This is a genomic window from Cryobacterium sp. PH31-L1 (assembly GCF_030063145.1).
GTDB lineage: Bacteria > Actinomycetota > Actinomycetes > Actinomycetales > Microbacteriaceae > Cryobacterium.
Map to the genome: position 1 here is coordinate 346,808 of NZ_JASISM010000004.1, position 20,846 is coordinate 367,653.

Sequence of the window (20,846 nt, forward strand, 5' to 3'; positions counted from 1 at the left end):
GGTGGACTACTTGGTGACTGCCGCGTCGGGGTCGGTGCCGCCGCCGCCGATGACATCCGAAGCGGATGCGCGGAGGTGGTCGACGAAACCGTATTCGAGGGCCTCCTGGGCGCTGAACCAGTTGTCGCGGTCACCGTCGGCGTTGATCTGCTCTGGCGTCTTGCCGGTCTGCGCGGCGGTGATCTCCGACAGTCGCTGCTTCATGTCGAGAATGAGGCGCGCTTGGGTCTGGATGTCGGCGGCCGTGCCACCGAATCCACCAGACGGCTGGTGCAGCAGCACCCGTGCATTCGGGGTGATGTACCGTTTGCCCTTGGTGCCCGAGGTGAGCAGGAACTGACCCATCGAGGCGGCCATGCCGATACCGACGGTGACGATGTCGTTGGGTACGAACTGCATCGTGTCGTAGATCGCCATTCCGGCGGTGATCGAACCACCGGGAGAGTTGATGTAGAGGTAGATGTCGCGCTTCGAGTCTTCGGCTGCCAGCAACAGGATCTTGGCGCAGATCTCGTTGGCATTTTCGTCACGGACCTCTGAGCCGAGCCAGATGATGCGGTCCTTCAGCAGTCGGTCAAATACACCGTTGGTGGGTGTCGGGTCGGCCATGTCGTGCTCCGTTTCAGTTGTCGCTTCTCAATGAATCTATCGGAGCGCGCGAGCGAAAACGGCTCTGTTCGCCCTCGGCAGATTACCGAGCCCCGCACAGCGCACCCGCAGCATGCAAAAGGCCGACTGGAAAAAATCCAGCCGGCCGTTTTACGCGAACAGATGCTACTTCTTAGCAGCAGCCTTCTTCTTCTTGGGCTTCTCTTCAACCTCGGCGTCGGCTTCGACAACGGGGGCGTCATCGTCACTGGTGGCGGCATCCGCTTCGACAGCGGCGTCGTCGGCGGAATCATCGTCAACCGGGCCGGTGAATTCGCTCAGGTCAACCGGCTTGCCGTTGGAGTCAACGACCTCGGCCTTGCCCAGGGCAATGGCGAGGGCCTTGTTGCGGGCAACCTCGGCAACCATCGACGGAATCTGACCGTTGGTGTTGAGCGTCTGTACGAACTCGCTCGGGTCCATGCCGTACTGGCTGGCGCCCTGGATGAGGTACTGAGTGAGCTCGTCCTGGCTAACCTTGACCTGCTCTGCTTCGGCGATCGTGTCGAGCAGAATCTGCTGACGGAACGTCTTCTCGCTGGCTTCGGTGACCTCGGCGCGGTGGGTGTCGTCTTCGAGACGGCTTTCGCCCTCGAGGTGACGGTTCACCTCATCGAGGATGATCGCGGCGGGGATCGGAACCTCGACCGAGCCGAGAAGCGTCTCGATGAGACGCTCACGGGCCTGGCTGCCCTGGCCGAAGGCCTTCGACTTCTCGACCTGAACCTTGAGGCTCTCGGTCAGCTCGGCCATGGTGTCGAACTCGCTCGAGATCTGAGCGAAGTCGTCGTTGGCCTCTGGCAGCTCGCGCTCCTTGACGGCGATGACCGTGATCGTGATCTCGGCCGTCTCGCCCTCGTGGTCTCCACCCATGAGGTCGGAGTTGAAGGTGGTGGTCTCGCCGGCGCTGAGCGAATCGAGCGCCTCGTCGATGCCGTCGATGAGGTCGCCGGAGCCGACCTCATAGGAGATTCCGCTGGCGGTATCGACCTCCTCGCCATCAATGGCCGCGTTCAGATCGATCTGGGCGAAGTCGCCGGTCTTGGCGGGACGGTCAACAGTGATGAGCGTGCCGAAACGGCTGCGCAGCTTGTCTAGTTCTTCGGCGATTTCTTCGTCGGACACGTCGACAGCGTCGACGGTGAGCTTGAGGCCGGCGTAGTCGGGCAGGTCGATCTCGGGGCGCACGTCAACCTCGATGGCGAGAAGCAGGTCACCGGAGAAGTCGGTGTTGCTCGGCCATTCGACGATGTCGGCTTCGGGGCGACCCAACGGGCGCAGCTTGTTCTCTTCGACGGCGGCGCGGTAGAAACCGTCGAGGCCCTCGTTGACGGCGTGTTCCAGAACGGCAGCTTTGCCGACGCGCTGGTCGATAATCGCGGGCGGGATCTTTCCCTTACGAAAACCGGGGATGTTGATGTCTTCGGCAATGTGGCCGTAGGCGTGGGTGATGGCTGGCTTCAGCTCGTCGGGGCTCACCGTGATGGTGAGCTTGGCGCGCGTGGGGCTCAGTTTTTCGACCGTGGACTTCACTCGTGACTCTCCTGTGTATTGAAACGGTGTGCTGCGGGTAATGTCGGGGCGACAGGAGTTGAACCTGCGACTTCTCGCCCCCAAAACGAGCGCTCTACCAAGCTGAGCTACGCCCCGGATCTTTTCAATCCGTTGGTACTGATAACTGGGGAACCAATTCGTTGGCGCGTGAGAACGCTCGCGACAGCCGGATTGACCTCAGCCAGTCTAATGCACGGCTTTCGAGCGGATGCGCCCGCACTGGCATCCGGCGCCCGGTTTCTTGTACTACGCTATCCCAGTGCCCGAATGTTGGGCGTGGGGTCGTAGCTCAATGGTAGAGCCTGAGTTTTCCAAACTTATGACGCGGGTTCGATTCCCGTCGACCCCTCTGTTTAGCGCTTCACAGTGAAAGCCGCCAGCCCACGCTGGCGGCTTTCACTCGTTAAGCGGATGCCCTTGCTTAGTGCCCGTGGACCGGCGCGAGCACGCGCGGCCCGCTGCCGATAGCCAGGTTGGATTTCGGCACGATCGAGTCGTGCGCGGTGGGCGGCGTACCGGCCTGCTCCCCGGGCTTGACCACCACGAACTGGCCCATCATTCCGGCGTCTTCGTGCGCGAGCATGTGGCAGTGGAACATATACGGAAAGTTAGCATCGGAATATTCCGCAAACTGCATGATCAATTCGTAGCGAACGCCGGGTTCGAGATAAATGGTGTCCTTCCACCCGGAGAGTTCCGCTGGCGGCGACTCGGTCCCCACCCGCAGCACCTGAAACTGCACGGCGTGCACGTGAAAGTTGTGCGGCAACGGCATCGCGTTGTCGACGGTCCACACCTCGGTCGCTCCGGCCCCAACGGTCTCGTCGATGCGGGTCATGTCCATCAGCTTGTTGTTGATGGTGTAACCGTTGAGGGTGAAGGAACGGTCGGTGGTGGCATCCGCTTTGTCGAGTGGCACGATGTTGGCCAGGGTGGTCGGCGTCGCGCCGATGCTGCTGAGGGTGTCGGCAGCGCGCAGTTCCATGACGTCGAGGGTGTCGTCACCGGCGTTACGTGTCGCGGCGCTGGCCGACGTGCCGAGGTCGGGCGGGGTGGACTGCAGTTTCACGGTCTCACCCGGGGTCATTTTCACGAGAATCTCGGCGCGTTCCCCCGGTGACAAGCGGATGTGGTCCATCGGTGCCGCCTCGCCGAGCAGTCCCCCATCGGTTCCGATCAAATCGAACGAGTGCCCATCGCTGAACCCGAAGTCGTACACGCGCGCCGTGGACCCGTTGACCAGGCGCAGGCGCACGACGTCGCTGGTCACGTCGAGGTAGGGCGCGAGGGTGCCGTTGACCAGCAGCTGGTCACCGATCGGCCCGATATAGCCGCGCACGTCGGTGACGAACTGGCCGTTGTCGTCGAAGCGGCGGTCCTGCACCACGACGGGAATGTCGTCGACCCCGTAGCTGCGCGGCAGGTTGAGCGCCGCCTCCTCGTCGTCCTGCAGCAGGAACAGGCCGGCGAGCCCCATTTCGACCTGGTGTTCGGTCCTTCCCTCAGGGTGCGGGTGATACCAGAGGGTTGCCGCGGGTTGATCGATCGTGAAGTTCGGGCTCCAGCTCGCGCCGGGTTCGACCATCTGGTGCGGGCCGCCGTCCATCTCGGCGGGCAGGCTCATGCCGTGCCAGTGCACCGTCGTGGCCTGGTCGAGGTCGTTGGCAACGTTGATGCGCACCGTATCGCCGCGTTCCGCAACGAGGGTCGGGCCGAGGTAGCTTCCGTTGTAACCCCAGGTATCGGTGGCGACGCCTGGCGTGAACTCGGTCGTGCCCTCCTCGGCCGTGAGGTTGAAGACTCGCTCCCCGTCGGCGTTCACCGTCGATTCGGCCAGCGCCGGGATGGCGAGCGGGTTCACAAAATCGATGCTGCCGACGGTGTCGATCACGCCCGCGCCGGTGTCGCCGGTGCAGGCAGTCAGGCCCACGGCGAGTACCACAGCGCCCACGACGGCACCGCTGACGATGGTGGCCACACGACGGCGCGGCCGGGCAAGTCGACTCTGGTTCATTACCCTATTTTCGCAGCTGGCCGGGCGCCGTCACACCACGGCGAAGCTCAGGCCTGGCAGCGCGGGCACCAGTACAGTTTGCGCGCCGCCATCTCTTCGAGCACGATGTGGGTGCCGCAGACCCGGCAGGGCAGGCCTTCGCGCTTGTAGACCCAGTGCCGGTCGGCGCGGCTCTTCATAGCCAGCCGATACTCGTCGCCCTCGAGCTTGTCCATGGTCATCATCTGGCCGGTGACGACGCCGATGTGCAGCAGGTGCGCCCAGTCCTTCCAGAGCGCGCGCACGGTGTCATCGCTGAGCGACTTGCCAGGGGCATGCGGGTTGAGGCCGGCACGAAAGAGCATCTCGGCACGATAAACGTTGCCGATGCCGCTGACCACACTCTGGTCCATCAGCAACCGGCCGATCGGTGTGGGCTTCTTGCGCACGACACTCACGAAACGCTCCTCGGCCGCCGGCGTGTTGCCCTGTTCCGGGTCGGGGCCGAGTTTGCCGATCACGGCGTCGACCTGGGCCGGGTCGAGAACCTCACAAGCGGTCGGGCCGCGCAGGTCTGCGCACACCGTGTCGCTCAGGAGGCGCACGCGCACCTGGCCGACCGGCTCGGGCGGAAAGGAATCGGCCAGGTCGATCTCCTTCTCCTGCTCCGACATCCGAACCCGGGTACGGCGCGGCGCCCCGATACTGAAGATCGAGTTCTCGCCGGCCGAGTCGAAGGTCGGCGTACCAGCAGGTAGCTCGGTGCCGTGCTGGTTGGTCTGGCCCATCCGCCCGTTGGCCGAGGCCATGGTGGCATCCATCTGAATTTCGCCGCTGAAGTCCCAGGCACCGTACATTCCGAGGTGGATGCGCAACCACAGTCCGTGGTCGAACTCCAGGAACATCTGCTTACCGACGGCGCGGGCATCCATTATGGTGTGGCCGCTGAGCTGGGCGGCGCCGGCCACAAAACGGCCCTGCGGCGACGAGACGGTGACGCGATGCCCGACGAAGTTGCGCTGGAATTGTCGGGTGATGCGGTGAACGGAATGACCTTCGGGCACCTCAGGTCACTTGCCGTCGACGTTCTTGCCGGCGATGGTGCCGGTACGCTCGTATTCACCAAGCTGGCGGATGCGACGAACGTGCCGTTCCTCGTCGCTGAACGGTTCGGCGATGAACGCGTCGATGAAGCCGGTGGCCTCCTCGATCGTGTGCTCGCGGGCGCCGATCGAGATGACGTTGGCGTCGTTGTGTTCGCGGGCGAGCCGGGCGGTGGAGAGGTTCCAGACCAGGGCGGCGCGGGCGCCGGTCACCTTGTTGGCGGCCATCTGCTCGCCGTTGCCGGAGCCGCCGAACACGACTCCGAGCGCTTCAATGCCACCTTCGAGGTCGTCGACGGTGGCCTGCGCGGCATTGATGCAGAAGGCGGGGTAGTCGTCGAGGGCGTCGTAGGCCTGGGGCCCGTGGTCGATGACCTCGTGGCCGGCCGCACGCAGGTGGGTGATCAGGTGGTGGCTTAGGTCGAGCCCGGCATGGTCCGTGGCGATGTGGATGCGCATGTGAGCAGTCTATTTAATGCTGACCGCCGGGGCGAAAATTGGATCGAGGGTACGGCTGCGCTTGAGCTCGAAGAACCCGTCGTAGCTCGCGAGCGCGACCACGCCATCCCAGAGTGTGAGAGCTTGATCGCCCATGGGCGCCGGGGAGATGACGGGGCCGAAGAAGGCCACGCCGTTGACGGCGATCACCGGGGTGCCGACATCCTGGCCGACCCGGTTGATGCCGTCGAAGTGGCTGGCCCGCATCTGGGCGTCGTACTCGTCGCTGTCCGCGAAGGCGGCGAAGCTCGCCGGCAGTCCCGCCTCGGCGAGCGCCGCGGGAATGACTTCGTCGGGGTTCGAGTTGCCGCCCGGGTGAATCTGGGTGCCGAGCGCGTCGTAGAGCGCCTTGACCATCTTCTGGCCGTGTAATTCGCTGGCGGCGGTCACGAGGCGGGTGTACTTGAGTGCCCGCGGGAAGAATGCGGCGTATTCCTCACTCACGTCCTGGTCTTCGTTGAGAACGGCGAGGCTCATCACGTGCCAGGTCACCTCGAAATCACGCAGCCGGGCGACCTCGTCAACCCAGCGGGAAGTCATCCAGGCCCAAGGGCACGACGGGTCAAACCAGAAGTCAACAGAATCAGTCATACCCCCAGCCTAAGCAGACGAGCTGGACATCCCCGAATTCGAGATTCGCCATTTGGGCAATGCCCCCTACCAGGGGGTATTCTAAGTGGGTTGAAAGAAATCTGCACCATGCAGTAGAGCGTTGTATTTGCAAACACAAATATCTCCACGGGAGAAATTCACATGCCCACTGACCGAAGCACGTCCAAGGCGAATTCCGGTGCCACGAGCGCCACGGCTGGCGGGGCAAAGCCCAAGAAAGCTCTCCTTCGCCGCCGCATCGCCATTTCCGACGTCAACGTCGTCGACAAGCCCATCATGAAGCGTGCGCTCGGCGGCACCATCGTGGGTAACACAATGGAGTGGTACGACGTCGGTGTCTTCGGCTACCTGATCACGACGATGGGTCCGGTTTTTCTGCCGGAAGCCGACGCTTCCGTTCAAACGCTGTTCCTGCTCGGTACATTCGCCGCGACCTTCTTCGCGCGCCCGCTCGGCGGTGTGTTCTTCGGCTGGCTCGGCGACCGGATCGGCCGCCAGAAGGTGCTCGCTACGACGCTGATTTTGATGGCGGCCTCCACCTTCGCTGTCGGGCTGCTGCCCGGCTACGCACAGGTCGGCGTCTGGGCTGCGGTGCTGCTGGTGTTCGTCAAGCTCGTACAGGGTTTCTCAACCGGCGGCGAGTACGCCGGAGCGACGACCTTCGTCAGCGAGCACGCCCCTGACAAGCAGCGCGGCTTCTTCGCGAGCTTCCTCGACATGGGCAGCTACCTCGGTTTCGCCATCGGAGCCTCGCTCGTCTCGGTGCTCCAGGTCACCCTTGGCCAGGACGTCATGGAAGCGTGGGGCTGGCGCATCCCGTTCCTCATCGCCGGGCCGCTCGGTCTGGTCGCCATCTACTTCCGGATGAAGATCGACGAGTCGCCTGCGTTCCAGGCCACCCTCGACGCGCAGGAGGAAGCCCAGAAGAATCCGGTCGGAGCCACCGCCGAGACACCCAAGGGCCCGATCGCCATCTTCAAGGCGTACTGGCGCAACATCATCATCGCCATGATCCTCGTGGCCGCCGCGAACACGGTCGGCTACGCGCTCACCTCATATATGCCCACCTATCTCACAGAGAACAAGGGCTACGACGAGCTGCACGGCACCGCGCTGACCATTCCGATTCTCGTGGTGATGGCGCTGTGCATTCCGCTGGCCGGCCGGCTCTCCGACCGCATCGGGCGTCGCCCGGTGCTCTGGATAGGAGCGGTCAGCACGGTGGTACTGGCGTACCCGGCGTTCCTGCTCATCGGCATAGGCGACATCTGGTCGACCCTGCTCGGACTGGCGCTCATCGCATTCCCGGTCACGTTCTACGTCTCCAACCTGGCCTCGGCCCTGCCGGCCCTGTTCCCGACGGCGAGCCGGTATGGCGCGATGGGCATCTCTTACAACTTCGCCGTCGCCATCTTCGGTGGAACCACGCCGTTCATCATCGCTGCGCTCATCGTGGGCACCGGCAACGACATGATGCCGGCGTTCTACCTGATGGGCACCTCGTTCGTCGGGGCGATCGCCATCTTCTTCCTGCGCGAATCGGCCAACCGTCCGCTGCCCGGTTCCATGCCGAGCGTGAACAGCGACGAGGAAGCGCACGAGCTGGTCAAGACGCAGGACGACAATCCCCTGCTCGACACCGATGAGATGCCGTTCGACCACACCTTCGAACCGCCGACCAACGCCATCCCCATTCAGGAGCCGGTGAAGCTCTAACGTCCTGCATGCGTGCGTGGCCGGCTTTCGGTCGTGCACGCGCAAACGGATGCTCACAGTCACCCCGCGTAGAATCCTCGAATGACCACCGCGCCCTCCACCACTGCGCCCACCGGCTCGGCACCAGAAGAATCGCGCGTGTCGACCGCTGACTTCGAATCATCCGATCCGGATTTCATCGACATCGACCCGCACGACCTCGCGGTGACCCTGCGGGTTCTCGCTTCCCTCAGCGACGTCGACCCGGACAGCGCCGACTTCGTCACCGTGCGCCAGGCCACCGCCAAGATGTTCAAATCAGTCAAAATGGCGCGCCGCCTGGAGAAGCGTGCGGTCATCGCCGAGGCCGATCGCAGCGTCATCGCCGCCACCGCCACCGGCGCGCCCACCCGCATCGACGACGAGACCCGCGGCGCCCAGCTGTCGCTCGGCACCAGCGCGGCCACGGCCGGTGAACTGCTCGTTCCCCGCGCCTGCTATATCTGCAAGCAGAAGTACACCGTGGTCGACGCGTTCTACCACCAGCTCTGCCCGAGCTGCGCCCTGTCGAGCCACGCCAAACGCAACGCCCGCACCGACCTGAGCGGTAAGCGTGCCCTGCTCACCGGCGGCCGCGCCAAGATCGGCATGTACATCGCACTGCGCCTGCTGCGCGACGGCGCCCACACCACCGTCACCACCCGCTTTCCCCGCGATGCCGTCCGCCGCTTCGCCGCCATGCCCGACTCCAAGGACTGGCTGCACCGCCTGCGCATCGTCGGCATCGACCTGCGCGACCCGGCTCAGGTGATCGCCCTGGCCGATTCCGTCGCTGCCCAGGGCCCGCTCGACATTCTCATCAACAACGCCGCGCAGACCGTGCGGCGCTCGAGAGGCTCCTACTCCCCGCTGGTCGAGGCCGAGGATTCTCCGCTGCCCGACGGCCCGCTGCCGGAGATCGTGTCGTTCGGGCACACCAACGACGCGCATCCACTGGCCCTGGCGGCGTCCGTGTCGGGGCATCCGCTTCTTGCGGCCGCGTCCGGCGCTGGTGCTCTCACAGCGGATGACCTCACCCGCCTGGCCCTCGCTGCGGGGTCCTCGTCGCTCGAACGCCTCGCCGCCGGCACCGCGATCGACGCCGGCGGGCTCGTGCCCGACCTGCACGACGTGAATAGCTGGACGGCCAATGTCGAGGACGTCGATCCGCTCGAGATGCTCGAAGTGCAGCTGTGCAATACGACCGCACCATTCTTATTGGTGAGCCGTCTGCGTGCGTCGCTCACGGCATCCGCTGCCCGACGCACCTACATCGTGAACGTGTCGGCCATGGAAGGCGTGTTCGGTCGTGGCTACAAGGGGCCGGGCCACCCGCACACCAACATGGCCAAGGCCGCACTGAACATGCTCACCCGCACGAGCGCGAAGGAGATGCTCGAAGACGGCATCCTCATGACGAGCGTCGACACCGGCTGGATCACCGACGAACGCCCGCACCCCACCAAGGTGCGCCTGGCCGAGGAAGGCTTTCACGCTCCGCTCGACCTGGTCGACGGTGCGGCCCGGGTTTACGATCCGATCGTGCGCGGCGAGGCCGGCGAAGACCTCTACGGGGTCTTCCTCAAGGATTACCAGCCCGGCGCCTGGTAGTCGGTTTGGGCCCAGCTGGTCGCCGCGCTGCCGCCCGCGCGAGCATGTGCTGCCGCACGCGCTAGCAAAAGCTGCTGACGCGGCTGGCAGACCGGCCGCGTCAGCGCCCCGGGCTCGCGTGTGCATCTTTCGCCCGCGAGAAGCGGATGCTCCGCCCGCCGTTTCGGGCGCGCGTGCGACAATCGCTCGCTCCAGCACTGCGCGACGTGGAAGTCAGCCCCGTCAGGCCGAGTCAATCAGTCGAGGTCGAACGCCGTCTGGATGGCGGCGCTGAGTTGTGACTCCTGGTTGGGAAGCAGAAAACCAATGTGGCGGCCGAGGCTCGCGACCGGGATGGTCACGATGTTGTCGCAACTCACGACGCAGTCCTGGTCGAGGCCGTTCGCCGGGCCGACCGGAACTTCGGTGGACAGTCCCCGCACGGTACTGGTGATCGGCGCGACGGTCACCCGGGTCAGATGCGGGCGAACGAGCTCACGAGTGAGCACGAGAACCGGCCGTGCCTTGTCGAGGTGCGCAATATGAATCGCGCGCATCGTCACGAGAGGTCAGTCGGGAGCGTCGCGCCGTAGAGTACGAGTTCGTCCAGATCGTCGATGCCTGCTGGCTGCGCAGACAAAATCTGCACGTCACGAAGTGCAACCTCGCGACGACGTTCTCGTTGGAGGGCCCGCGTGATCACGGCGGCACGGCTGCTGTCGCGGCCGTCTCTCACTGCGTGGTCGAGATAGTCCACTATGTCGTCGGGCAGGCGCACCGCAATCTGTCGGCTCATGACTTGAAGATACCATCATGGTATGCGTTTTGGTATGTATGTCCGGAGCGTGCTGCGACCTGCGGAAGCCGCGGCGCGGGCACAAGCTGCACGCGCCCCCAGCACACCGGCCGCGTCAGCAGCTCGGGCGCGCGCGTGCGGCTTTCGCCAGCGCGAAGCGGATGCTCCGCCCGCCGTTTCGGGGCGCGCGCAGCGTCCCGCGCATGCTTCGGCCCGTGCTGCCAGCCCGCGTGCAACAATCGCTCGCGCCAGCACTGCGCGGGCGGCGTTTCAGCGGCGGTCGAGGATGACGACCGGGATTTCGCGCGTGGTCTTCTTTTCGTAGTCGGCAAAACCCGGGTACGCCGCCTTGTGCGGGTCCCAGATGCTGGTGCGTTCCGCTCCCGAGGCCACCCGGGCCGTCACGGCGAGTGTTTCGGTGCCAACCTCGATGGTCGCATCTGGCGTCGCCACCAGGTTGTGAAACCACGCCGGGTTGGTCGGGGCGCCAGCTTTGGAGGCGAACACCGCAAAGCTGTCGCCGACCGCGCGGTACATCATGGGAGTGACGCGCGCGGAACCGGACTTCGCCCCGGTCGAGTGCAAAAGCAGCAGCGGGGCACCCTCAAAATTGCCGCCGACCCGGCCGTCGTTGGCCCGGAATTCCGCAATGATCTTGTCGTTCCAATTCGTTGGTGCCGCGTTCGACATGGCTGAAGCGCCCCTTCTCTGAGTCATCGAGCCTACGCCGAGCGCGCGGCGATGTCGAGGAAAGCACAGGTCACAGGGCAAAATACCCGCTGCTAGGCTGACCGGATGCTGCGCCGCACCCTGATCCTGCCGACCGTTTTTCTCGCCCTCGTCGCCCTCAGCGGATGCGCGGTCGATCCCGTGCCGGAACCGTCGGCCACGACTACGCCAACCACAACACCCGCCGCAGCCACCAGCCCGCTCAACTGCGACGATATCGCGGCCCCGGGCGACATTGCCAACATCTTCGTGGATTCCGCCGGCACCGTGCCGACCCCGGTTGCCGCGACGCAGCCATCGACATTCCTGGTCGAGTACGCCGTTTCAGCCCTCGGTGGGCTGTCCTGCTCCTGGCGAGTCGGCACGGCGGCGGGCAATCCGATGGATCACCAGTCCGACTCCGACTGGGCCTACCTGAGCGTCAAGGTACTGCCCGACGCGGCCGACTCCTGGGCGCCAAGCGATGCCGGCAACGGTCCGGCCGACCCGCTCACCAGCATCGGCGGCATCGAAGCGGCCACCGGATGCGGCGACCCCGGGTGTTTCATCTCGGCTCCGGTCGGCGACGCCTGGGTCGAAATCACGATGAGCTTGGACTCATTCGGTACCCGCGATGAGCGCTTTGACGGCATGACGAGCGACGAGATCGTGGCTCAGATGACGCCGCTCGCGGCATCCGTTTATTCCACTCTGACGGATGCCGAACCCAGCCAGTTAGCCTGGCCGGCGGTCGACCTGACCCCGCGGGAACCGGCCTGCACCGGCGCGCTCAAGCCGCAGGGCATCGCCATGGCCCTCGGCGTCGGTTCGATCGAGTACGAAATCTTCGACTCGTCAAACATGAACCCGGTCTACTTCGACGGCTTCGTGTCGGAGTCCGCCGGGATATTTCGGTGCGACGTGCGCGGCGACGGCGTTTTGGGCACCTACATCCACGTCGGCTATGGTCTCGCCGGGATCGTCGACACGATGATCCCGGAGCCGGACAGTCAGGCCGCACTGACGCCGATCGTGCTCGAGGGGGCCGTCGACGGTGAGCACGCCGTGCAGGTCTGCGCCGACTCGGGTTACTGCACCGTGATTTTCTCGCTCGGCGAGTCGGCCTACTCGGTCGAATCGGTCTCCCAGGCGGTGGCCGTCGCCGAAGCGATCATCGCGCAGGCCCGCTAACCTCCCCACTGCGCTACAACGACAGGAGCTTGAGATGACCAAGGACACCTTCGACCGAGACGTCGTGCGCTCGTTCAAAAAATTCATGGAACGCGTCGTGGCCACAGCGGATGCCCAGAACCCGTCGGGCCTGTCACCGCTCGGCGACGCGATCACCGCGTTTCTCGGAGCCAACGCGTCAACGCTGCCGGTGGTCTCCGAAACGTTGGCCGACCATCGCCTGGTCGACGCGGACGTGGCCCTGACCACCCTGGCCGGAACCGATCCGGCCAGCCTTCTCGGCGTCTCCGGCGGCCAGCAACGCTTTCACTCAAGCCTGTCCGAACTCGTGTCCAGCCCGTTCCATGGTTTCGCCCCCGGCCCGGTAGACTACTCGGCCCGGGCGACCGGACCGACGTCGACCCGTCAGGTGGTCTCATTCGGCCTGCGGCTCATCCGCTTTAACGGTGAGCGAATCGCGGTGCTGCAACGCGCCGCGAACCCGCAATTCGGGCGCAACACGGCCGAACTCGAGATCATGGCCACATCACCGCAGGCGGTCACCGGCTTTCTCGAGCACCTGCGCGCGCTCATGATCGAGCACAGCGTGCTGCGCGGGCAGGTGCTCTCGTTCGTGCAGACCGAATACGGGGCCGGGGCCGGAATCACCTTCCTGGAGCGACCCGGTGTTCCAGCCTCGGCCATCGTGCTGCCGGACGGCATCCTCGGTGCCATCACCGACCACGTCATCGGTATCGGCGAGCAGCGCCAGGCACTGCTCGCCTCCGGGCAGCACCTCAAGCGCGGGGTGTTGCTCTACGGTCCTCCCGGCACCGGCAAGACCCTCACCGTGCGCCACCTGCTGAGCGCTACCCCGGGTATCACCGCCGTGCTCCTGACCGGCACCAGCATCGTGCACATTGCTGCGGCCGCCGAGATCGCGCGCACCTTTGCGCCGTCCATCGTCGTGCTAGAGGACATCGACCTGGTCGCGATGCAACGCAACACGACGCCGCAGCCCCTCTTATTCGAGGTGCTCGACGCCCTCGACGGGCTCGACGGCGACGCCGATGTGGCCTTCGTCATGACCACCAACCGGGTCGAGGTACTCGAGCGTGCCCTCGCCGAGCGGCCAGGCCGAGTCGATCTGGCCGTGGAAGTGCCGCTGCCGGCCCTGGCCGAACGCATGCGGCTGTTCCGGCGTTATGCGGGCGGGCTGCCGTTCAGCCCGGCCGCCCTCGATGCCGCCGCCGGCCGAGCGGAGGGCGTAACAGGGTCCTTCGCCAAGGAGCTCATTCGCCGTGCCGTGCTCCGCGCTGCCCTCCGCGCCAGCACCGTCAGCGACAGCGACCTGCAGGTGTCCCTCGACGATCTGCTGTCGGCGGGCGCATCCTTGACCCGGCGGCTCCTCGGCACGAGCAGTGGCGACACCCCGCGCTGGCAACCCGATGAGGAGCCGGGCGACGGGCCGAACGGCGGCAGCTATGTTCCGATGCAGGATGCGGCGCCCGTGGTAACGCGCCAATTCTCCTTCGGGTGGAGCGGGCCGACAGCGCCGGTCACACCAGCAGACGACACTACAGGCGAGCCCGACCAGACCGACGGATGAGCGACCCCCCACGAGTTCATCGACCCACACGCGCGGCAATTCTATATACTCAACTATATAGAAAAGGGAGGCACCATGACGGTCACCTCTATCGACATTGACCAGAACGACCTTGAGCAGGCCAAGAAACTCACCGGTGCAAAGTCTAATCGCGAGACTGTTGATCTTGCCCTCCGGACGCTGATTGCCGTTCGCCGGCAACCCGCCGCCGTTGAGCGCATCATCGGCCGGCGCTTCGATCCTGACCAGATCGACGCCCCAACTGTCACGCCCGATGTAAACCTGCCCGTCACGCGAGCCGTGACAACAGCCCAGAGCGCATAGGCCCATGACGACCTACCTCGTCGACAACAGCATCTGGCAAAAGGCCAGCCGCAGTCCGGCTATCGCGCAGCGGCTTCGGGAGATTTCGCCCCACCATCTCATCATGACCTGCCCTCCCCAAGTCCTGGAGTACTGTCACTCCGCGCGATCACGCGAGGAGTACGTAGAGCTGAGAGAAGACATGGACGAGCTGCTCGCGGCGTGGGAACACCCAACCGAGAATGACGCGCTGAATATCCAGCAGGCCCTTTGGTCGAGCGGACTGATGCGTGCCGCGGTCGCAATTGACGTGCTCATCGCGGCGTACGCCATGGTCAACGACGCTGTTATTTTGAACTCAGACCACGACTTCGGCTATTTGGCTTCAGCCACAGGCGGCGCTGTTCGACAGGAATACATCGCGGAATAGACGCCCGGCGCACGGGCACGTGACTCGGAGGAAGTTTCAACAGGGGGACGCTTCGTGGGTGCTTTGTAGCAGGGCAATACCGCTAATCTGATTGCGGAAGAGGAACCCTGCCCGCCGCTTGTATTGGCGGGAATTGCGTGTCGTCCGAACCGAGTTACAGGGGGCAATGCAATGGCAAACTACGGCCGAGATATCAGAAATTCTGTTCACAACATTGAACAGCACAGTCGAAACGCTGCCCACTCAGCTGGGCAGTCTGCCCAGAGCAACGCCGCAACGAACCAAGCTGCACGCAGCGCCGCAACCGGCGTATGGGTTGGTGCCGGTTTCCAGGCAGTATCAGCGTTCCAGTCAGCTCGTGCAGCGCGCGCAGCAGAAGAGCAACTCGCAATACAGCTCGTGATGGCCGAGAGTCAGCAAACGATGGCAGAGCAAGCCACGTGGCACCAGTTTTCGATCTGGCGCCAGACGGGCGAAGGAATCGCCTTCATGGCTTGGAGAGGACCAGCATTCAGACTTGGGCAATATATTCGCAATCGTGATTCCGAGTGGCTCCAGGGGTGGGCGCGAGCCATTGGCCGCGCACAACTCGAGATCCCCAATGACGAGAAGCATCGCCTCATGCGCCACCCCGCACGTCTGAAGCAGTCCGGTCTGAAAGTTGCCGCAGTTCTGAGCTTTGTACTCGCCGGCCTCTTCACGCTCGGCCTGCTCTTTGAGCTCCTTTCAAGGTTTATGTTGGCGTTAGGCTCTGACACCCGCGACTTTACCTATGAGGAGTGTCTGGCGGCCCTCAACGAGCCGGACAACGTTCTCCTCAGCGCATCCAACTGCGAGGCCATAAATCCCTACCCCGCAGGGCCGATCATCCAGCAAGTCGTTCCACTACTTCTCTTTCTGGGTATAGGGATCATGTTCCTCTTTACGCGCAAAATTAAGCAGAAGGCGGCCCGGTCAGACCGGACCCTCGCCAACGAGGCGCAGGCGCGGATCGCATACTGGCATTTCGATCCACTCGCGGTCGCGCCCGGCTATACCGGGTTCGCTTGGTATCCGCCACAGACCACCGATGGCTACGCAGATCGGCTGATGCAAATTGCTCTCTATGACGGTCACGGTCGGCCCCCAACACAGGCCCAGCTCATCAGGATCGATATGCCATCCATCTGGCCGCCCAGCGAGAACCACCCGGAGGAAGTCAACCAGTTACTTATGCGATTTGCGCAGGAACGCACAGCCTTTAGGTGAGCCGTTCGCGGTCACCACATCGGTAAATCGCGCGACCGCCGTCCCTCTGGGTTGGCATCGCAGCCGCCATTGTCGGGATTCCCGCGGCGCCGATCGGCATCGTCGATGACTTCGGATCGACGGTCGCCATCAGCAATACGTTCAGCCTTTCCATGGGTGCGGGGCTGGTCCTGCCTGGTACCGCGCCGACCGGGCTCATGGCCGTGGCGCTCCTCACGCTCCTGCCGCAGAAGCGTGGACTCGCCGCACTCAAGCACCAATCCATGATCCAATTCACCCCATTCGAAGCCAAGTGAACAGGAAACTCTCGTGGAGAACAACACGTCGATCTCAACCAAGACTCATATTTTCCTCACCCACAACATCAAGCTCATCGCCGTTTTCGCTGTCGGAACCCTCGTGCTCGGCGGGGGCATTACGGCTGCGGCATTCGGTGTGACCAGTTACAACGCCGAGACGACGAGTCTCTGCGCTTCTGCTGCCAAGGCCAGCACCCGTGCCGCTGCCCGTGCACAGACTTCCCTGGCAGTCTCTGACGCTGCGGTACTCGCTGTCGCTGTCCTCGAGTTGCCTGCTGGTGCAGGAACAAGCACGGAGTACGCCGCACGCGCTGCTGTGGACGCAGTGCCTGCGGTCGACGAGGTGCTCGCCGTAGACGCCATCGAGGGTGTTGACGCTGTCGCAGGTATCAGCGCCTTGGAAGCTGTCCCCGCGCGGGCCAGCGGCGCCGAGCTCATTGGTGACGTCAGTGCTGCCACCGCTGTCCTCGAGAAAATCACGTTCACGGCCGTGCCTGGTTGCGCAGACCGCGACCAGGTCGCCAGCATCACAGCTACCAACAGCGCAGCCACGATCGCCACGACCACGCTCAACGCAAGCCTTACTGTCCTCACGAGCGACTTCGCTGTATTCCAGACCGACGAAACAGCTCGCATCGCGGCTGAGATTGAAGCTGCACGCGTGGCTGCCGAGATCGAGGCTGCGCGTCTTGCTGCTGAGGCAGCGGCACAGGAGGCTTCGCGTGTCGCGGCGAACCAGGCTTCTGCGAAGAAGGCTACAAACTCCGGTTCCTCCAGCGATGACAGCACTCTCGGCGGTTCCGGCAGCAGCAGCAGCGGTAGCAGCTCTGGTCGGCCTAGTGGCGGTGGTGGCGTAGGCACCGGCATCTCAGACGGCACCGGTTGTCGAATTGACAACGGCGTAGGCGGCTTCTACAGCTGCTAACGACGGCAAAGTCAACTCACCGACCAGCAGTGGAATAGGCCAGCCGCAGTCCGGCCATCGCGCAGCGGCTTCGGGAGATTCGCCCCACCATCTCATCATGACCGTCCCTCCCCAGGTCCTGGAGTACGGTCATTCCGCGCGATCCCGCGAGGAGCACGCAGAGCTGAGAGAAGATCTGGACGAGCTGCTCGCGGCGTGGGAACACCCAACGGAAACTGACGCGCGCAACATCCAGCAGGCCCTCTGGGCGAGCGGACTGATGCGTGCCGCGGCCGCAAATAGTGTGCACATCGCGGCGTACGCCGTGGTCAACGACAATGTAATTTGTACATCAGTCACGATTTAGCATGGGCAGGGCGACCGGCGCAGGCTGCCAAAGCGCGAGGAGTACAATTTGATCGACCCGCCTGCGCCCTGGCACCCGCAGTATCCGATCCGTACCAGCCGACTGCTGCTACGGCCCCACCGCGCAGACGATCTCGATGATCTGGCGGTCTTTCACGGCGACCCGGAAGTCACCCGGTATATCCCCTGGCCCGTTCGCGATCGCGAGCAGACCGAGGCCGCCCTGCGGCTGAAGCTCGCGCAGGGCGTGGTGCTGGAAGTCGGTCAGTGGCTGGTGCTGGCAATCGAGGAGGCAGCATCCGCTCTCGTTATTGGCGAGGTTCTACTGAAGAACGGCGACGATCACCGGGCCGAGATCGGTTACGTGCTGCGCGCCGACCGCCAGGGGCGGGGACTCGCCACCGAGGCCGTGCGCGCCATGCTCGATCTGGCAGTCAACATCTTGCAGGTGACGACGATCGACGCCACCGTCGTCGACGGGAATGCCGCCTCCCGTCGGCTGCTTGAGCGGCTGGGCTTCCTGCGACTAACGTCCCTCGACCATCCCAACGCTGGCGCGACCGTTCTCGGCTACCGCTTCACACTGCCCGCCAGCACTCCACTGGGCGATACACGCATCCCCTGATCGTTAAGAATTTGGTGCGGGGGCCAGTGCCGGTTACGGCAGCACCTCGACGATGCCGCGGGCGCCCTTCTCCGCGTCCGACATGATGTGGCTGACGAAGGGATAGTGGCCCGGCTGGCTGAAGCTGAGCTCGACGAACCCGCCCTGCGCAACGGCGAGGTCGAGTACCTGCGAGCCACCGCTACCGGTGCTGCCGCCGTCTTTCAACAGGTAGTCGCCCTCTTTGAATACGGTGGAGAACTGACCGCCCACGACGTGGAAGGCGCTGCCCACGTTGGGGCCCGCGGCCAGCACCCAGACCCGCACGGTCTCCCCCGCCTTCGCCGGAAGCGGCCGGGCGGCGTATTGGTTCGCGTAGCCGTTGAAGAGCACGACGTCGGGGATCTGCGTCGCGACCTTCGCAACGTCCACCTCCCCGCCCTGAGCGCCGAGGTACAGCTCGGACTGCACGAGGAGGTATTCGCGGTCCACCTCCGCGAGGCCCGGCGGGTCGATGATCACCGCGCCGAACATGCCGTTGGCGATGTGCACCGACGTGGGCATAGTGGAGCAGTGATAGAGCCAGATGCCCGACCGGGTGGCGGTGAAGGTGTAGACGAGAGACTCTCCGGGCGCGATGGTGCGCATCACGGCGTCTGGCGCGACGTCGCCAGCGTGAAAGTCAATCGAGTGCCCGACCGTGCCCTCGTTCACCATGGTGATCTCGAAGACATCGCCGACGGTGCCGCGCAGGGTGGGCCCTGGCGCGGTGCCGTTGAACGTCCAGAGCATCTGGGTGACGCCGGGCGCCACCGCGGTCTCGATGTTCTGCACGGTCAAGGTTTGCCGGTGGACCTTGGCGGACGAGGCGGGCGGCAGCACGGCGTCCCGCGCCTCGAAACCGGCGTCGGGCTCAGCCATGGGGTCGAGATCGTCAGCAGCGGATGCCCCGGCCGCGGCCGCGGCGTGGCCGGAATGGGTGGCACTATCGGGCACGGCGCTCTCGGCGCTGACGGCGACGATGCTGATCTCCATGCCGAGCAACCGATGTCCGGCGATCGAGCACCAACCGGCCACGCTCGCGCCGATCACACCAACGTTCACGGTCTCGGTGGCGCCCGGCTCGAGAGAGCCCGACACCAGACCGGATTCCAGGACCAGGTTGTGCACCATCTCGTCGCTATTCGTGAGGGTGATCACCAGATCATCACCGACCGGCACCTCGATGCGGTCGGGTACGAAGCTGGTGTCCACCATCTCGACCGCCACCGTAGTGGTGTGTCCGGTCGCGGCGGCGCCGGCGGTCTGGGACGATACCGTCGACAGGCCCACCGAGGCGGGGTCGGCCACGATCCCCACGGTCACCGTGAGCAGCAGAACCGTCGCGGCCGCGAGCATCCGCCCGGTGCTGCGCGGTCGCTCACCGGGCACCGTTCGCTCGCTCGGCGCCATGCGCACGAGCGGCAGGGCACGCACCCTCCGGTTTGCGCGCAGGGCTCGGGTGAACAGCACCAGGAAACTGGCCAGGGCGGCCACGATCAGCATCGACAATGCCACCGTGACGGTGCTGGAGACGGGAAGCAACGACAGGGCGAGGGCGCCGTTTACGACGAAGACCCGAAAGAGGCCGCCACGGTCAAGCTCGGCCGCGGTTGCCTTGAGGGCGGCCGGGCCTCCACCGAGCACCACGGGAACCAGATAGCTGAGGGCCCCGAGCAAAATCTGGGCGGCAAATCCGATCGCGAAGTACGGCACGACGGTTTCGACGCCGGCGGCCGCGGCCGTCCAGCTGGGGGCCAGAACCACCAGCAACCCGAAACCGGCGGTACAGAGGGCAAACCATATCTGGGCGGCACCGAGGCTCCAGGCGGCGAAGGTCACGGCGGGCGCCCGGCGCAGGTGTCCGATGCCCTCCCAGAGCACTCGACCCAGGGCAACGAGGTAGATCAGAACGCCGAGCGCCACGAGCAGCCGCTGGTCGGCCAGGCAGCCGGCGAGGAGCAGCCCGAGGCCGCCCGCCAATACCGGAAGGGTGCTTCCGGCCGCCACGGTGGCTACATCGACCCGGGTATGCAGCACCGTGGGCCAGAGCAGCGCGACGGTACCGATCACGGTGAGGCCCACCCAGCCGAGCAGGTTAAGGCCGAGGTGGCCGATGAACAGGCGTTCGTAGGCCTCGCCTCCGTTGTCGAGCCTGGCCATCAGAATGCCGAGGATCACGCCGCCGGAGAGCATCACGGCGCTGACGATGTAGTAGCGCACCAGCGGGGCGAACCGACCCGGCATCGCCCCGCGGGTTTGGGCAACGATCACCGCGGCGTGGGCCAACGCGTTCAGTCCGACCAGGATGCCGCCGACCAGCACGAGCGGGTACCACTCGGCGACCATGCCGGTCATCACCGCTATCGCGCCTCCGGTGTGCACGCTCAGGCGCAAGCCGAGGGAGCGACGGTCCCCGAGGGCTTTGTGGCGAAGCAGGGTGTCGGCGAAGTGCTGACTCCAGATCAGAATTGCCGTGCTCACCGCGCCGAGCAGCAGCAGGTGCACGAGCAGCCAGCCCGACGACGGCACCTGGCGGTGCAGCAGAGTGACGAGCACCGCGGCAGCGAGCCAGGCGGGCACCAGGCTGCCGGACACGATGTGCCAGAGCTTGTCTTTCATAGCACTAGTTTAGAGG

Annotated in this window: 21 protein-coding genes and 2 tRNA genes; 11 read left to right on the forward strand and 12 right to left on the reverse strand. The window is 64.9% G+C overall.

The window, feature by feature from the left end; translation table 11 throughout:
• Positions 1 to 6: 6 nt before the first annotated feature.
• The 3 genes from QMF22_RS10605 to QMF22_RS10615 form a co-directional block, all read right to left on the reverse strand.
• The gene (locus tag QMF22_RS10605; protein WP_092339946.1) at positions 7 to 609 is read right to left on the reverse strand and encodes an ATP-dependent Clp protease proteolytic subunit; all 603 of its coding nucleotides are present in this window, start codon (positions 607 to 609) and stop codon (positions 7 to 9) included.
• A 165-nt stretch (positions 610 to 774) separates the two neighbouring features.
• Positions 775 to 2,181 (reverse strand): trigger factor, encoded by a 1,407-nt coding sequence (gene tig, locus QMF22_RS10610; protein ID WP_283453319.1) that lies wholly within the window; start codon positions 2,179 to 2,181, stop codon positions 775 to 777.
• A gap of 43 nt (positions 2,182 to 2,224) precedes the next feature.
• Positions 2,225 to 2,298, reverse strand: a tRNA-Pro gene (locus QMF22_RS10615).
• A gap of 182 nt (positions 2,299 to 2,480) precedes the next feature.
• On the opposite strand from QMF22_RS10615, the gene QMF22_RS10620 reads away from it, so the two are divergent.
• Positions 2,481 to 2,551 (forward strand) — tRNA-Gly (locus QMF22_RS10620).
• Positions 2,552 to 2,623: 72 nt separating this feature from the next.
• On the opposite strand, the gene QMF22_RS10625 is transcribed toward QMF22_RS10620, so the two are convergent.
• The 4 genes from QMF22_RS10625 to QMF22_RS10640 are packed head-to-tail and all read right to left on the reverse strand — an operon-like array spanning position 2,624 to position 6,387.
• On the reverse strand, positions 2,624 to 4,216 hold the full coding sequence (locus QMF22_RS10625) for a multicopper oxidase family protein (RefSeq protein WP_283453321.1): 1,593 nt from the start codon (positions 4,214 to 4,216) through the stop codon (positions 2,624 to 2,626).
• A 47-nt stretch (positions 4,217 to 4,263) separates the two neighbouring features.
• Positions 4,264 to 5,259, reverse strand: a complete 996-nt coding sequence (locus QMF22_RS10630; protein WP_283453323.1) for an Fpg/Nei family DNA glycosylase — start codon at positions 5,257 to 5,259, stop codon at positions 4,264 to 4,266.
• A 6-nt stretch (positions 5,260 to 5,265) separates the two neighbouring features.
• Positions 5,266 to 5,757, reverse strand: coding sequence for a ribose-5-phosphate isomerase (locus tag QMF22_RS10635; protein ID WP_283453325.1), 492 nt, complete (start codon positions 5,755 to 5,757; stop codon positions 5,266 to 5,268).
• A gap of 9 nt (positions 5,758 to 5,766) precedes the next feature.
• Positions 5,767 to 6,387 carry a mycothiol-dependent nitroreductase Rv2466c family protein gene (locus QMF22_RS10640; protein ID WP_283453326.1) on the reverse strand — a complete coding sequence of 207 codons (621 nt, stop codon included), beginning with the start codon at positions 6,385 to 6,387 and terminating at the stop codon, positions 5,767 to 5,769.
• Positions 6,388 to 6,549: 162 nt separating this feature from the next.
• Between QMF22_RS10640 and QMF22_RS10645 the strand changes: the two genes are divergently transcribed.
• Positions 6,550 to 8,124, forward strand: coding sequence for an MFS transporter (locus QMF22_RS10645; protein WP_283453327.1), 1,575 nt, complete (start codon positions 6,550 to 6,552; stop codon positions 8,122 to 8,124).
• Between the two features lie 81 nt (positions 8,125 to 8,205).
• A complete protein-coding gene (locus QMF22_RS10650; RefSeq protein WP_283453329.1) occupies positions 8,206 to 9,753 on the forward strand; it encodes an SDR family NAD(P)-dependent oxidoreductase in 1,548 nt (515 codons plus the stop codon).
• A 236-nt stretch (positions 9,754 to 9,989) separates the two neighbouring features.
• Here the strand turns inward: QMF22_RS10650 and QMF22_RS10655 are convergent, their stop codons facing one another.
• From QMF22_RS10655 to QMF22_RS10665, 3 genes are all read right to left on the reverse strand, one after another.
• Complete coding sequence (locus QMF22_RS10655; protein ID WP_283453452.1) at positions 9,990 to 10,289, reverse strand: type II toxin-antitoxin system PemK/MazF family toxin; 300 nt, start codon at positions 10,287 to 10,289, stop codon at positions 9,990 to 9,992.
• A gap of 2 nt (positions 10,290 to 10,291) precedes the next feature.
• Positions 10,292 to 10,528: a YlcI/YnfO family protein gene (locus tag QMF22_RS10660; protein ID WP_283453331.1), complete on the reverse strand. Its 237-nt coding sequence runs from the start codon at positions 10,526 to 10,528 to the stop codon at positions 10,292 to 10,294.
• Positions 10,529 to 10,798: 270 nt separating this feature from the next.
• The gene (locus tag QMF22_RS10665) at positions 10,799 to 11,218 is read right to left on the reverse strand and encodes a nitroreductase family deazaflavin-dependent oxidoreductase (RefSeq protein WP_283453333.1); all 420 of its coding nucleotides are present in this window, start codon (positions 11,216 to 11,218) and stop codon (positions 10,799 to 10,801) included.
• A 105-nt stretch (positions 11,219 to 11,323) separates the two neighbouring features.
• On the opposite strand from QMF22_RS10665, the gene QMF22_RS10670 reads away from it, so the two are divergent.
• From QMF22_RS10670 to QMF22_RS10690, 5 genes are all read left to right on the forward strand, one after another.
• A complete protein-coding gene (locus QMF22_RS10670) occupies positions 11,324 to 12,427 on the forward strand; it encodes a hypothetical protein (RefSeq protein WP_283453335.1) in 1,104 nt (367 codons plus the stop codon).
• Positions 12,428 to 12,461: 34 nt separating this feature from the next.
• Positions 12,462 to 14,015, forward strand: coding sequence for an ATP-binding protein (locus QMF22_RS10675; RefSeq protein ID WP_283453337.1), 1,554 nt, complete (start codon positions 12,462 to 12,464; stop codon positions 14,013 to 14,015).
• A gap of 75 nt (positions 14,016 to 14,090) precedes the next feature.
• Positions 14,091 to 14,339 carry a type II toxin-antitoxin system VapB family antitoxin gene (locus QMF22_RS10680; protein ID WP_283453339.1) on the forward strand — a complete coding sequence of 83 codons (249 nt, stop codon included), beginning with the start codon at positions 14,091 to 14,093 and terminating at the stop codon, positions 14,337 to 14,339.
• A gap of 4 nt (positions 14,340 to 14,343) precedes the next feature.
• Entirely contained in the window at positions 14,344 to 14,748 is a 405-nt protein-coding gene (locus QMF22_RS10685; RefSeq protein WP_283453341.1) for a PIN domain-containing protein, read from the forward strand.
• Between the two features lie 171 nt (positions 14,749 to 14,919).
• Complete coding sequence (locus tag QMF22_RS10690; RefSeq protein WP_283453342.1) at positions 14,920 to 15,996, forward strand: hypothetical protein; 1,077 nt, start codon at positions 14,920 to 14,922, stop codon at positions 15,994 to 15,996.
• Positions 15,997 to 16,007: 11 nt separating this feature from the next.
• On the opposite strand, the gene QMF22_RS10695 is transcribed toward QMF22_RS10690, so the two are convergent.
• On the reverse strand, positions 16,008 to 16,334 hold the full coding sequence (locus QMF22_RS10695) for a hypothetical protein (protein WP_283453344.1): 327 nt from the start codon (positions 16,332 to 16,334) through the stop codon (positions 16,008 to 16,010).
• Between QMF22_RS10695 and QMF22_RS10700 the strand changes: the two genes are divergently transcribed.
• From QMF22_RS10700 to QMF22_RS10710, 3 genes are all read left to right on the forward strand, one after another.
• Positions 16,306 to 17,220, forward strand: coding sequence for a hypothetical protein (locus QMF22_RS10700; protein ID WP_283453346.1), 915 nt, complete (start codon positions 16,306 to 16,308; stop codon positions 17,218 to 17,220). The genes QMF22_RS10695 and QMF22_RS10700 overlap by 29 nt on opposite strands.
• A gap of 97 nt (positions 17,221 to 17,317) precedes the next feature.
• Positions 17,318 to 17,566, forward strand: a complete 249-nt coding sequence (locus QMF22_RS10705) for a PIN domain-containing protein (protein WP_283453348.1) — start codon at positions 17,318 to 17,320, stop codon at positions 17,564 to 17,566.
• A gap of 48 nt (positions 17,567 to 17,614) precedes the next feature.
• Entirely contained in the window at positions 17,615 to 18,190 is a 576-nt protein-coding gene (locus QMF22_RS10710) for a GNAT family N-acetyltransferase (protein ID WP_283453349.1), read from the forward strand.
• 33 nt (positions 18,191 to 18,223) lie between these two features.
• Here the strand turns inward: QMF22_RS10710 and QMF22_RS10715 are convergent, their stop codons facing one another.
• Positions 18,224 to 20,830, reverse strand: coding sequence for a multicopper oxidase domain-containing protein (locus QMF22_RS10715; RefSeq protein WP_283453350.1), 2,607 nt, complete (start codon positions 20,828 to 20,830; stop codon positions 18,224 to 18,226).
• Between the last annotated feature and the right edge of the window lie 16 nt (positions 20,831 to 20,846).

Coding starts and splice junctions, on each gene's coding strand:
- QMF22_RS10670 (WP_283453335.1), top strand. CDS start 11,324: ATGCTGCGCCGCACCCTGATCCTGCCGACCGTTTTTCTCGCCCTCGTC.
- QMF22_RS10605 (WP_092339946.1), bottom strand. CDS start 609: ATGGCCGACCCGACACCCACCAACGGTGTATTTGACCGACTGCTGAAG.
- QMF22_RS10675 (WP_283453337.1), top strand. CDS start 12,462: ATGACCAAGGACACCTTCGACCGAGACGTCGTGCGCTCGTTCAAAAAA.
- QMF22_RS10665 (WP_283453333.1), bottom strand. CDS start 11,218: ATGTCGAACGCGGCACCAACGAATTGGAACGACAAGATCATTGCGGAA.
- QMF22_RS10625 (WP_283453321.1), bottom strand. CDS start 4,216: ATGAACCAGAGTCGACTTGCCCGGCCGCGCCGTCGTGTGGCCACCATC.
- QMF22_RS10715 (WP_283453350.1), bottom strand. CDS start 20,830: ATGAAAGACAAGCTCTGGCACATCGTGTCCGGCAGCCTGGTGCCCGCC.
- QMF22_RS10645 (WP_283453327.1), top strand. CDS start 6,550: ATGCCCACTGACCGAAGCACGTCCAAGGCGAATTCCGGTGCCACGAGC.
- QMF22_RS10660 (WP_283453331.1), bottom strand. CDS start 10,528: ATGAGCCGACAGATTGCGGTGCGCCTGCCCGACGACATAGTGGACTAT.
- QMF22_RS10690 (WP_283453342.1), top strand. CDS start 14,920: ATGGCAAACTACGGCCGAGATATCAGAAATTCTGTTCACAACATTGAA.
- QMF22_RS10640 (WP_283453326.1), bottom strand. CDS start 6,387: ATGACTGATTCTGTTGACTTCTGGTTTGACCCGTCGTGCCCTTGGGCC.
- QMF22_RS10680 (WP_283453339.1), top strand. CDS start 14,091: ATGACGGTCACCTCTATCGACATTGACCAGAACGACCTTGAGCAGGCC.
- QMF22_RS10650 (WP_283453329.1), top strand. CDS start 8,206: ATGACCACCGCGCCCTCCACCACTGCGCCCACCGGCTCGGCACCAGAA.
- QMF22_RS10705 (WP_283453348.1), top strand. CDS start 17,318: ATGACCGTCCCTCCCCAGGTCCTGGAGTACGGTCATTCCGCGCGATCC.
- QMF22_RS10635 (WP_283453325.1), bottom strand. CDS start 5,757: ATGCGCATCCACATCGCCACGGACCATGCCGGGCTCGACCTAAGCCAC.
- QMF22_RS10655 (WP_283453452.1), bottom strand. CDS start 10,289: ATGCGCGCGATTCATATTGCGCACCTCGACAAGGCACGGCCGGTTCTC.
- QMF22_RS10685 (WP_283453341.1), top strand. CDS start 14,344: ATGACGACCTACCTCGTCGACAACAGCATCTGGCAAAAGGCCAGCCGC.